The organism is Micromonospora sp. NPDC048909, from assembly GCF_040649635.1.
Classification (GTDB): domain Bacteria; phylum Actinomycetota; class Actinomycetes; order Mycobacteriales; family Micromonosporaceae; genus Micromonospora.
Genome location: NZ_JBEZFU010000005.1, coordinates 340,039 through 352,663, shown reverse-complemented (window position 1 = coordinate 352,663; position 12,625 = coordinate 340,039). Strand labels below are relative to the sequence as shown.

At 70.1% G+C, this 12,625-nt stretch carries 6 protein-coding genes; all 6 read left to right on the top strand.

Annotated features, from left to right (window positions below; all coding sequences use genetic code 11):
- The first annotated feature begins 47 nt into the window (after positions 1 to 47).
- The 6 genes from AB0C04_RS16555 to AB0C04_RS16530 all read left to right on the top strand — a co-directional run bounded on the left by AB0C04_RS16555 (position 48) and on the right by AB0C04_RS16530 (position 12,592).
- Positions 48 to 965, top strand: a complete 918-nt coding sequence (locus tag AB0C04_RS16555; protein WP_357054628.1) for a sugar ABC transporter permease — start codon at positions 48 to 50, stop codon at positions 963 to 965.
- Positions 965 to 1,882 (top strand): carbohydrate ABC transporter permease, encoded by a 918-nt coding sequence (locus AB0C04_RS16550; protein WP_357054625.1) that lies wholly within the window; start codon positions 965 to 967, stop codon positions 1,880 to 1,882. Before AB0C04_RS16555 ends, AB0C04_RS16550 begins: the two co-directional genes overlap by 1 nt.
- A 2-nt stretch (positions 1,883 to 1,884) precedes the next feature.
- Positions 1,885 to 3,804, top strand: a complete 1,920-nt coding sequence (locus AB0C04_RS16545) for a beta-L-arabinofuranosidase domain-containing protein (protein ID WP_357054622.1) — start codon at positions 1,885 to 1,887, stop codon at positions 3,802 to 3,804.
- Positions 3,805 to 3,942: 138 nt separating this feature from the next.
- Positions 3,943 to 8,682: a discoidin domain-containing protein gene (locus AB0C04_RS16540; RefSeq protein WP_357054619.1), complete on the top strand. Its 4,740-nt coding sequence runs from the start codon at positions 3,943 to 3,945 to the stop codon at positions 8,680 to 8,682.
- A 58-nt stretch (positions 8,683 to 8,740) separates the two neighbouring features.
- Entirely contained in the window at positions 8,741 to 11,917 is a 3,177-nt protein-coding gene (locus tag AB0C04_RS16535) for a family 43 glycosylhydrolase (protein WP_357055287.1), read from the top strand.
- 42 nt (positions 11,918 to 11,959) lie between these two features.
- Complete coding sequence (locus AB0C04_RS16530; RefSeq protein ID WP_357054616.1) at positions 11,960 to 12,592, top strand: hypothetical protein; 633 nt, start codon at positions 11,960 to 11,962, stop codon at positions 12,590 to 12,592.
- The last annotated feature ends 33 nt before the right edge of the window (positions 12,593 to 12,625 follow it).

The following is a 12,625-nucleotide window of genomic DNA, read 5'->3' as shown; positions in this document are numbered from 1 at the left end:
GGGACGCGTCGACGATCTGCTCGCTGCCGAATGAACGAGGGGTTCCCATGAGTGTCAACGCGCCGTCTCGCCCGGCCACGGTGGCGACGCGCGGCCGTGTCCGTTCCCGCGGCCGCCACGCCCTGCTCGGCTGGCTCTACGCGACACCGACGGCGGTCTTCGTGGTGGCGCTGTTCGCGGTGCCGCTGTTGCTCGTGATCAAGATGTCGGTGTCGAGATGGCCCCTGCTGACCGGCGACCAGGGAATCAACGCCCCCGACAACTTCGTGAAGGCGATCGACCACCGCTTCTTCACCGACTCGGTGGTGTTCACCATCAAGTACACCGTGCTCGCGACCGTACTGCTGCTGGTTCTCGGGCTGGGTCTGGCCCTGCTCGTGCAGGAGTCGAGTCGGTGGAACAACCTGCTCCGTGCGTCGTTCCTGATTCCCAGCGCCCTGGGGCTGGCCTCGGCATCGCTGCTGTTCTACGTGCTCTACTCGCCGTACGCGAGTCCGCTGGCTCCCCTGATGGAGAGCCTGGGAGTGACGTTCCTCGGATCGCCGAACGCGGCGCTCTTCTCCACCACCTTCCTCATCGTGTGGCGCTACGCCGGCTTCTACATGGTGCTCATGCTCGTCGGCCTGCAAGGCATTCCCGCGGACGTCTACGAGGCCGCCCGCTCGGACGGCGCCAGCCGGTGGCAGACCTTCCGGAAGATCACCCTGCCGTTGCTGCGCCCCACGCTGGCACTGACGACCGTGCTCAGCGTGACCGGCTCCCTGCTCGCCTTCGAACAGTTCTACATCCTCACCAAGGGCGGCCCGGACAGCAGCACGATCACCGTCGTCCAACTGATCTACATGATGGCGTTCCAGGGCCAGAACGACCTCGGTGTGGCGGCGGCCCTCTCCGTCATCGTGCTGCTCGCCCTGATCCTCATCAACGCGCTGCAACTGCGCGCCTTCCGGTCCGAGGAGAGCTGATGGCCATCGCCACCGGTGCCACGTCAACCGCTGCCGGCGGACCGCCGAGCCCGACCAGCACGGCCCGGGCCGGCCGGAGCAGGTCGAGTGGCGTCACCATCGCCGGGATCGCGTTACGGACGCCGTACTGGGTGTTCACCGGGGCGGTGGGGCTGATCTTCCTGGCGCCGATCGTCTGGACCACGGTCGCCTCGGTCGCCCCACAGGCCGGCACGAACCAGGTGGACGGCTGGGGATTCGGCAACTACAAGACCCTGGCCGGCTACCAGGCCGGCATCTGGGTCTACCTCGGCAACTCGGCCTTCGTGTCGCTGCTCACGGTCGCCCTGACGCTGCTGCTCTCCCTGCTCGGCGGCTACGCGTTCGCGCGATTCCGCTTCCCCGGCAAGAACATCCTGTTCCTGGTCACGCTCGCCATCCTCATGGTCCCGTACGCGACGTTGCTGATTCCGCTCTACGTGCTGCTCAACGAGGTGGGGCTGGACAACTCGCTCGTCGGGGTGGCCCTGGTGCTCACCATGTTCCAACTGCCCTTCTCCACCTTCCTGATGCGCATCTCCTTCGAAGCGGTGCCACGCCAGCTCGACGAGGCCGCGATGGTGGACGGCTGCTCGTCGTTCGGCGCGCTGTGGCGGGTGCTGCTGCCCGCGGTCAAGCCGGGCCTGATCACGGTCGGGCTCTTCGCGTTCCTGGCCGCGTGGAACGACTTCATGGCACCGCTGATCCTCATCAACGACACCGAGCGGATGACCCTTCCACTCGCCGTCTCCAACCTGCGCGGACAGGTACAGGGCGTCGTCGACTACGGGGCGACCGAAGCGGGCGTCGTCGTGCTGGCCCTGCCGTGCATCGTCCTGTTCCTCCTGCTTCAACGACACTACGTGCGCGGCTTCATGTCCGGCGCGCTGAAGGGATGACTATGAGCGGCACGGCACCCACGGCCGCGCCCGTCCTGCCGACCCGTGGCCGACTACGGCCGCTCGGTTTGGGGGAGGTCCGGATCACCGACGGATTCTGGGCCGAGCGTCAGTCGGTCAACGCCGGCGCGAGCCTGGAGCACATCCAGTACTGGCTCGAGCGGGAGGGCTGGATCCGCAACTTCGACCTTGCCGTCCAGGGCGACCTGTCCGGCGAGCGTCGGGGGCGCGAGTTCTCCGACTCGGAGGTCTACAAGTTCCTCGAGGCGCTGGCGTGGGAGATCGGCCGGACCGGTGACGCCGGGCTCGAGTCGCGGTTCCGAGCCGTGGTGCGGCGGGTGGCCGCGGCGCAGGAGCCCGACGGCTACCTCAACACCAGGTTCGGTCGCCGGGGGCAGGCGCCGCGGTGGTCCGACCTCGAATGGGGCCACGAGCTCTACTGCGTCGGGCACCTTCTCCAGGCCGCGGTGGCCCGCGCCCGGACGCGCCCCGGCGCCGACGACGGGCTGCTCGAGGTCGCCCGACGGGCCGCCGACAACGTGTGCGAGACGTTCGGACCCGACGGCATCGACGGCCTGTGCGGGCACCCGGAGATCGAGTGCGCGCTCGTGGAACTCGCCCGGACCACCGGTGACGACCGCTACCTCGCCCAGGCCGCCCTCTTCGTCGACCGCAGAGGCCATGGCCGGCTCAGCGATGTGGAGTTCGGTCGGGAGTACTTCCAGGACGACCTTCCCGTCCGGGAGGCGGCGGTACTGCGCGGGCACGCGGTGCGGGCGAACTATCTCGCCGCCGGCGCCGCCGACGTCGCGGTCGAGCTGAAGGACGCCGGCCTGCTGGAGGCGGTGCGCGACCAGTGGAAGAACGCGGTGGCGCGGCGTACGTACGTCACCGGAGGACAGGGCTCCCGCCACCAGGACGAGGCGTTCGGCGGGGACTGGGTGCTGCCACCCGACCGGGCCTACTCCGAGACCTGCGCCGGTGTCGGCTCGGTGATGCTCGCCTGGCGGCTGCTGCTCGCCGAAGGTGAGTCCCGGTACGCCGACCTCATCGAGCGGACGCTGTTCAACGTCGTGTCGGCCTCGCCGTCGGCTGACGGGCGGAGCTTCTTCTACACCAACACCCTGCACCGCCGGGAGCTGGGCACGCTACCCGACGCCGACCGGCCCAGCCTGCGCGCGGCGGCGTCCCTGCGGGCGCCCTGGTACGAGGTCTCCTGCTGCCCGACCAATGTCGCCCGCACCCTGGCCAGCCTGGCGGCGTACGTCGCGACGTCCGACGACGACGGCCTGCAGCTGCACCAGTACCTGCCCGGCACGGTCGAGCACCGCCTCGCCGACGGGCGGGAGCGGCGCCTGAGCATCGCGACCGACTTTCCCCACGACGGCGAGGTCCGGGTGCGCATCGACAGTGACGACGACCAGCCCTGGTCGCTGTCGTTGCGAGTGCCGGGTTGGGCGGCCGAGGGCGCGACGGTCACCGTTGCCGGCGGAACCCGTCCCGTCGGTCCGGGCGTGGTGACCGAGCGGCGGAGGTGGCGACCCGGCGACGAGGTCGTCCTGTCCCTGCCGATGGAGCCCCGGTTCACGTACCCGGACCCCCGCATCGACGCCGTCCGGGGTTGTGTCGCGGTGGAGCGCGGCCCGGTGGTGCTCGCTCTGGAGTCGGTGGACGTCGCCGGCGTCGAGAGCGTCGACGAGCTCCGCGTCGACACCAGCAAGTCGCCCCGGCTGGTCGACGGCAGGGTCACCGTGTGCTGCCGGCGGGTGCGCCTGGACGACGACGACTGGCCCTATCGGACCAACCCTGAGCCGGCTCGCCTGGTGGACGAGCGGCTCGACGAGGTGCCGTTGGTGGCGTATCACGCCTGGGCCAACCGCGGGCCCTCGACGATGCGCGTCTGGCTCTCCACCGAGGACTGATCACCAGGAAACGCCTGAGCAAACTGAACAATGTGCAACATGTTAGCGCTAACACTCACCCGGATCGAACCACCACCCGAGGTGCGGCGCCGGCGACGCCTCGCATGCCGGCCGCACCGATACCGAGGAGGAGAAGACATGATCCGTCCGCGCGTGCGGAGGGCGCCCCTCTGGGCCGCCCTGACCGCGCTCGTGGTGGGAGGGGCTGTCGGTGTGCCGTCCCCGGCACACGCCGACAGCCCGGTCCTGCCCGGCAACGAAAGTGACGTGGGCGTCTACACCAACGGGCAGAGCCACGCCATGGAGATCGGGGATCCGGTCTACAACAACGTCGGTGACGTCGCCAACCAGCTGAAGCCCGGCGTGCCGTTCACCGCGACGAGCATGCACCAGTCGATCTTCGACAAGGATCTCGCCGCCGGCGGCACCGACTACTACCTCGACCGGGTCCTCGGCGTCAGCGGGCCGGTCGGGTCGGCGGTGCTGATGACCCGGGGCCGCTCGCTGTACATGCGCGGCGCGAGCAACAACAACTTCACCGTCATGGGCTTCGCCGGCAGCACCTTCGTCGGCGGCCCCAACAACCTCGGCAACCTCTACACCGTCACCGTGCCCGGGCAGACGGTCACCGAGGTCAACGCCGACCGGTTCAACGCCCCGAGCCACGCCAGGGGCCGGTACACGATCGGCGCCACCGGGGTCTCCGCCAACCTGACGAAGTTCATCACGTACGACAACGTGGCGGTGACCGCCATCGACTTCACCAACCCCGGCGACGCGCCGGCGACGTTCACCGTCCGCGCCGCCTCGCCACTGGCCACCCAGCCCGGGAGCGGCTCGGCCGAGCTCTCCGGCACCCGTACGATCACCAGCGGCTCCAACAACGGGCTGGTCGACACCGCCTGGAACACCGTCAGCATCGACCTCACCGGTGCCGGCTTCACCCGCAGCGGCACCAACCTCGACCGCGAGGTCACGGTGCCCGCCGGCGGCTCGGTGTCGTTGTCGGTCGTCGGCGCCGTCTCCTCGGCCACCCTGCCGGAGACAGTCGAGAACTATCGGGACTACGCCGCGCTGTCCCCGGCCGAGGCCGTGCGCAACGGCATCACCGAGTTCAACCGGCGCTGGGCCCAGGACATCCCCTACATCGACGTCCCGGACCCCGCGATGGAGAAGGCGATCGTCTACCGCTGGTGGGGCGAGCGCTACAACAGCCTCGACGCCAACGCGCCCGGCTACGTCTACCAGTACCCCACGACGATCGAGGGGGTGAACCTCTACCAGAACTCCGTCGCGCTGACCCAGCCGATGCACCTGCAGGACACCAAGTGGATCCGTACGCCCTATCTGCCGTACGGCCAGATCCTCAACATCGGCGAATTGTCCGGCTCCTCGGCGTTCCTGGACAGCCCCGGCCACACCAGCTGGAACAACCACTACTCGCAGTACCTGGGCACCGCCGGGCTCGAGGCCTACAACGTGCACGGCGGGGGAGCGGAGATCGCCCGCAAGTTCGCCGGCTACTTCGAGGGTGACGGCGTCGGTCAGCTCGAGCACTACGACGGCAACGACGACAAGCTGATCGCCTACGACACCAACTACATGCCGGGCAACGACGCGGACGCCATCTCCTTCGGCTTCCCGAAGGCCAACGGCGGCGCGCCCGGTGCCCGCACGATCGAACGCCCGGAGTCGGCGTACGTGTGGGGAGCGTTCGACGCGGCCCGGCAGCTCTACCAGCTCTCCGGCGCCGACCAGGCGAAGGTCGACGCCATGGCCGCCTCGGCCGACGGCATCCGCGAGGCGATTCTCGGGCGGCTGTGGAGCCCGGAGATGCGGATGTTCCTGGCCGGCACCTCGCACGGAGCCACCTCCGCGGCCAGCTCCAACGGCCGGGCCAACCCACTTCCGGCGGAGGCCCGTGACCTGGTCCCGGCCAAGGAGTCGAACCTCTACGACGTCTACGCCGAGAACCTCATCCCGTTCGACCAGTGGCAGACCTACGTCGACGGGTACCGCTTCCTGACCTACGGCGACAACTTCCCGATCTTCCCGTTCTACACCGCCAACCAGTACGACCGGACGGCCTACGGAGTCGGCGGCTCCAACAACTTCTCCAACATCAACTTCACCGTCCAGTACCGCGGCGTCCGCTCGGCGCTGCGCCACTACGACCGGGAGCAGAAGTACATCACCCCGGCGTACGCCAAGCGGCTGCTGGACTGGATGGCCTGGAGCATCTACCCCAACGCCGACCTGCGCGCCCCGAACCAGGCGGAGTACTACTCCAACTGGAACGCGGCCGAGAAGACCTACAACCGCAACAACCCGAACCACGTGATGCTCGGGAACATGAACTACATCTTCGTCGAGGACATGGCGGGCCTGCAGCCGCGTTCCGACGACAAGATCGAGCTGTGGCCGATCAAGTTCGGCTACGACCACTTCATGGTCAACAACCTGCGGTACCACGGGCAGGACGTCACGATCGTCTGGGACCCCGACGGCAGCAGGTACGGGCTGGGCGCCGGCTACAGCCTGTTCCTCAACGGCGAGAAGAAGGTCAGCACCGACCAGATCGGCAAGCTCACCTACGACCCGAACACCAACCAGGTCCAGGCCGAGGCGGGCCTGACCGTCACCTTCACCGCGACCACCGGCACCACCTTCCCGACCGCGGTGACCACCTCGATCGAGGACGACCGCGTCGTCACGTACCTCAAGACGGCCGGCATCGACCTCACCGAGGACGCGCCGAACCTGGCGGCGGGCGCCAACCTCAGCTCGTCGTACACCCAGCAGGGCGCCCGCTCGACGCCGTGGCGGCAGTTCCACACGCCCGGCTGGAGCACCACCTCGATGAACTACACCCCCGGCGCGATCAAGGAGACCGAGCGGCCGGTGTCGCTGGCAGCCGTGACCGACGGCGTCACCGCCAACGAGCCGTACTGGGGCAACCACGGCACCACCGACCGCAACGGCTACGTCGAACTCGACCTGCGCTCGGCCAAGTCGTTCGACAACGTGAAGGTGACCTTCGTCAGCGACCGCCAGGCCGGCGGCTACCGGGAGCCCGCGCGTTGGTGGGTCCAGGTGCCCGACGGGAACGGGGGCTGGAAGGAGGTGCCGGGCCAGTTCAAGAACCCGACCGTGCCGGCGGCGAAGTTCAACGAGGCGCTCTTCGAGTCCGTCACGTCGAACAAGGTGCGCATCGCGTTCACGAACAACCCGACCTTCTACACGGCGATCTCCGAGATCCAGGTGTTCGACTCCGGGCGCGACGTGCCACCCGTCTCCAACAAGGCGCCCACCGTCACCGCCACCCGCGACGGCTCGGCGGACGGCAACCTCTCCACCCGGCTGGTCGGCACCGCGTCCGACGACGGCATCCCCTACGACAGCGACCTCACGTTCGGCTGGGAGACCGTCTCGGCCCCGGCCGGGGCGGGGGTCATCTTCGCCGACGCCAAGGCGCTGGCGACCCGGGTGACCGGCACGGTCGCCGGCGACTACGTGTTCCGCTTCTTCGCCAACGACGGCGAGAAGCGCTCCGAGGCGACCGTCGCGGTGACCATCACCGAGCGCGAGGTCACCGCGGAGTTCGGCTCCTCGGCGACGATCACCACCAGCGGCACCGCGTCGTGGGAGAACCACCAGCGGGTCAACGAGGCGACCACGCCGAACAACTCGAATCCCGGTGCCGGGACCGGCTGGGGCAACTGGGGTCAACCACAGAACGGCACCAGCACCGAGCGGGCGGCGTGGATCCAGTACCGGTGGAACTCGCCGGTGCGGCTGTCGTCGACCGACATCTACTGGTACGACGACAACGGCGGCACCCGCCGGCCCACGGCCACGACGTACGCGATCGAGAGCTCCACGGACGGCACCACCTGGACCCCGGTCACCCTCGCGGAGGGCTCGTCGTACGCCGACGCGCTGGCCACCAACACCTACAACCACCTCGATTTCCAACCGATCACGACCAGCCACCTGCGGATCCGCATCTGGGGTGTGATGAGTGGCGGTGCGGGTACGGGCGTGCTGCGCTGGCGCGCCAACGGCGAGACCGTCGACTCCGTACGCTCGCCGGTGCTGATCCGGACCACCGTCGGCCAGGTGCCCACCCTGCCGAGCACGCTCGACGCGGTCTACGCCAGCGGCGCTCGTGGCGCCGTCGCCTTCAACTGGCAGCAGATCACGCCCGAGATGGTCGCGGAGACCAACGTCGAGCCGTTCGTGGTCTACGGCACGAACGACGCGTACGGCCTGATCGCCGAGGCCCGCGTCTACGTACGGCCGGAGACGGCCCCGGGCGGCATCTCGATCCAGGGCGCCGAGTCGTTCGAGCAGGCCGTCGACGTGGGCGAGTTGCCCTACCTGCCGAACAAGGTGGAGGTCTCCTACAACGACGGCTCCCGGGACAACCAGGCCATCGGTGTCGACTGGCACTTCGACGAGAACATCGTCAAGACTCCCGGTCGCTACACCGTCATCGGTGACCTGATCCGGCCCGACTACGTGGGCGATGCCGGTGCCACCCGGACCACGCTGACCCTCACCGTGGGCGACGTCCCACCGGCCCCGGCGTGGGACGTCGAGGTCCAGGCACGTACCCAGTGCATCGGGACCAACGCCTACGTCTCGGTCAACGCCCGCAACGGCGACGACGTCCCGCTCACCATCGAGCTGATCACGCCGTACGGGTCGCGCACGGTCTCCGACGTCGCCGCGGGAAACTCCGCGTACCAGGCGTTCAACGCCCGAGCCAAGTCGATCCAGGCCGGCACCGCGACGGTGAAGGCCACCGGAACGGTCGACGGGCAGCCGGTGACCGCGCAGATCGAGGCGCCGTACGGCGCCGTCAGCTGCGGCTGACCCTCACTGGTGGCGGCGCCTTCCCGGCGCCGCCACCACCCCGCCCAGCAGCGAGGAGATCGACACCGTGAACACCACAGTGGGGCGCGCAGCCGCCCCACCGAAGCCCCGGTCGTCGCACCGGTTCCGCAGGGTGGTCGCCGCGGCGGCGGCCGCCGGGCTCGTCGCCGGCGGCCTGCTCGCGACCGCCGCCCCCGCCTCCGCCGCCGACTCGTACACCTTCACCAACACCGTCAACCCGATCCTCGGCGACGGCAGCTACTACTCGGCCGACCCGGCGCCGGTGGTCGTGCCGGCCGGCGCGCCCGGCAACGACAGCGGCCGGGACCAGCTCTACATCTACACCGGCCACGACCAGGCCGGGCCTTCCACCAACGACTTCGTCATGAACGAGTGGGGCGCGTTCCGCACCGCCGACGTCGAGGCCGGCGAGTGGACCCACTTTCCGTCCCTGATGCGGCCGGAGCAGGTCTTCGCCTGGGCGACGCCGGGCCGCGCCTACGCCGGCCAGGTGGTCCGGGGCGTCGACGGGCGCTACTACTGGTACGTCCCGATCAACGAGCGGGACAGCCCGGCGTCCGACAAGTTCGCGATCGGCGTGGCCGTCTCGGACAGCCCGACCGGCCCGTGGACCGACCACGCCGGCGGGCCGATCATCTCCCAGCGCGTGCCCACCCCGAACACCATCCACAACATCGACCCGACGATCCTCATCGAGGGCACGGCGCCGAACCAGCGGGTGTTCGTCTACTGGGGCTCCTTCAGCCAACTGCGCCTGCAGGAGTTCCAGCCGGACATGAAGACCCCGGTGGGCGCCCAGCGCACCGTCACCGGGCTGACCGGCTTCTTCGAGGCGGCCTGGATCTTCAAGCGCAGCGGCACCTACTACCTGGCGTACGCCGGCAACAACGCCGGCCCGACGTCGCAGTGCACCCCGGCGAACTACCACGCCTGCATCGCGTACGCGACGGCGTCGTCGCCGGAGGGACCGTGGACCTACCGGGGCACCGTGCTCCGGCCGGTCTCCTCGACGACCAGCCATCCCGGCATCCTCGAGTTCAACGGCGAGTGGTACATCGCGTACCACACCGCCGACGCCGCGGGCGGCGGGCACTTCCGCCGGTCGGTGGCGATCGACCCGGTCGAGTGGGACGACACGCAGACCCCGCCGCGGATGAAGCTCGTCACGCCGACACCGGCCAAGGGCCGGGACCTGACCCCCCGGGCCAACATCGCCCAGGCGGCGAAGGTCACCGTCTCCAACGAGCCGGTGCCCACGCAGTACTGGGTGAAGGCGCTCAACGACGAGATCGTCCGGTCGAACCCGCTGCCGCCGGACATGTGGGGGACCTGGACCGGCAACAACCCGCCCCAGCAGTGGGTGCAGTACACCTGGGACCAGCCGATGCGGATCTCCGGCTCGCAGATCGAGTTCTGGAACGACAATCCGCAGGGCAGCGGCGTGGGTGTCGCGGCCCCCGCCCGCTGGCGCGTGCAGTACTGGGACCTCGGCGCCGGGCAGTGGGCCGATGTGCCCAACCCGAGCGGCTTTCCGACCGGCACGCAGGGCTTCCAGGACACGAGCTTCGACCCGGTGACCACCACGCAGGTTCGCGCGGTGTTCGACGCGTCGACCAACGGCAGCACGTACTCGGCGGTGGCGGTCGAGGAGTGGAAGGTCCTCGCCGCGCAGCCGGCGACCGTGGCCGCGCCGCGGCTGACGGTGGAGGTGGGGGAGACCGAACTCCCCGACACCACCGCCGTGTCGTTCGGCGACGAGACGCTGCGGGTGCCGGTCTACTGGGACCCGGTGCGACCGGAGGACGTCGCGGCGCCGGGGTCGTTCACGACCCGGGGCACCGTGCTCGGCTACGCGGCGGGTCGCGTCTCCGCGCAGGTGACGGTCATCTCGCCGGGCGACACCGAGGGTGACGAGACCCCGCCGACGCTGACGCTCACTCCCAGCGGGAACGCGGGCAGCGCCGGCTGGTTCCGGTCCGCGGTGCGGGTGCGCGCCGCGGGCGTCGACGACCGTGGCGGCCGGCTGAGGATCGAATCGCGGGTGGACGACGGCCAGCCGGTGGTCACGACCGACGTGCGATCCGTCGACGTCAACGTCTCCGGGGACGGCCAGCACACCGTCACGGCGACCGCGACCGACCGGGCCGGCAACCTCTCGGAGGCCGCGAACCTCACCGTACGCATCGACGCCACGGCACCGGTCAGCACGGCCACCGTGAACAGCGCCACCCGGGCGGTCACGGTGACCGCGAGCGACGCGACCTCCGGCGTCGCCCGGATCGAGTACGCCATCGGGGCGGGCCCGTGGACCGCCTACGGGGGTGCGATCGGGGCACCGGACCCGGACCGGCACACCGTGTCGTTCCGGGCGCTCGACGCGGCCGGAAACCTGGAGACCGCCAGGACGGTCACCATCCCGGCGGACCTGTCCGGGCCGCTCACCGGCAACATCGCGCCCGTCGCGACCCCGACCGCCTCGTACACCGCGGGTTGGAACAGCCTCACCGCCCTCAACGACGGGGCCGACCCGTCGAACCCGAGCCAGGCGCAACTCTGGGGCACCTGGTCCGGCACCCGCCCGGCGACCCTGTGGGTCCAGTACGACTGGGCTCGCCCCGTCCGGATCACCGGAACGGAGTTGAAGTTCTGGCGGGACGCCAACCGCGGCACCGGCGACGGCGTCGCCGAGCCCGACGGGTGGGTGCTGCAGTACTGGGACGAGGCCGGCGCGGCCTGGCGGGACGTGACCGGCGCTGGCGCCTACGGCACGAGCACCACCGCGTTCAACACCGTCACCTTCGACCCGGTCACCACGCCCCGGGTCCGCGCCACGATCCGGGCCAACGGCAACGGCACCACCTACTCCGCGGTCGCGATCACGGACTGGCGGGTCTTCGCCGACGACCCGGGTGTCCAGCCCGAGTTGCCGGTCACGGTCACCGTCCAGTCGCGGTGCCTCGCCGGCAGGGCGTACGTCGCCGTGCAGGCGCGCAACGACCACGACGCGCCGGTGGACATCGCCCTGGAGACCGCGTACGGCCAGCGGTCCTTCGCCGACGTCGTGCCGGGCGCGAACGCCTACCAGTCGTTCGGCACGCGGGCGGTCTCGGTCGCGGCGGGCTCGGTGACCGTCCGGGCCACCGGAACCGTCGACGGCGAGGACGTGACGACTGTCCTCACCGAGGAACACCCCGGCGTCGACTGCGCCGGCTGACCCCACCCTGTCCGACCACCACACATCACGATGGAGCATCGCATGAACACGTTCAAGCGCAAGCGGCTGCTCGCGGCGGGTGCCGCCGGTGCCGCCCTGGCCGGGACGATGGCGCTGCAGGCGCCGGCCCTGGCCGATCCCGACGACAGCGCCGATGTACGGGTGACGGTCGACATCGAGGAGATCAGGGAACCCGGCGTCCTGGCGATGTCGATCGCCGGCGACTCCGTCGCGCTGTCCGAGGACGGCTCGACGCTGCTGGTACGCCAGTTCGTCGGCACCCTGCCGACCGTGACCGTCACCGACACCCGTACCGAGGAGGAGGTGCCGGCGGGCGCCGCGTGGGCCGTGCTGGGTAGCGCCACCGATTTCACCGGCAGCGCCGGCCAGGCGCCGATCAGCGCCGGGCATCTCGGCTGGGCTCCGCGTCTGCTCGACGGCGGCGACACCGGCCTGGTCACCGAGGGCGAGGAGGTCGTGACCGTCCTCGACGAGCCGACCCAGCCCGGCAACAACGTGGGCCTGGTCGACCAGGAGCTGCTGGTGTCGACGTTCGACTCCGGGGCCGTCGCCGATGACTCGTATTCGGTCAACGCCGACCTGTACCTGCGTACCCCGGCGGAGGTCGCCGCCGGCGAGTACACCTCGACGTTGACCCTGTCCCTGTTCGAGTAGCGCACGGGTGGGGGGCCGCGCGGCGGCCCCCCA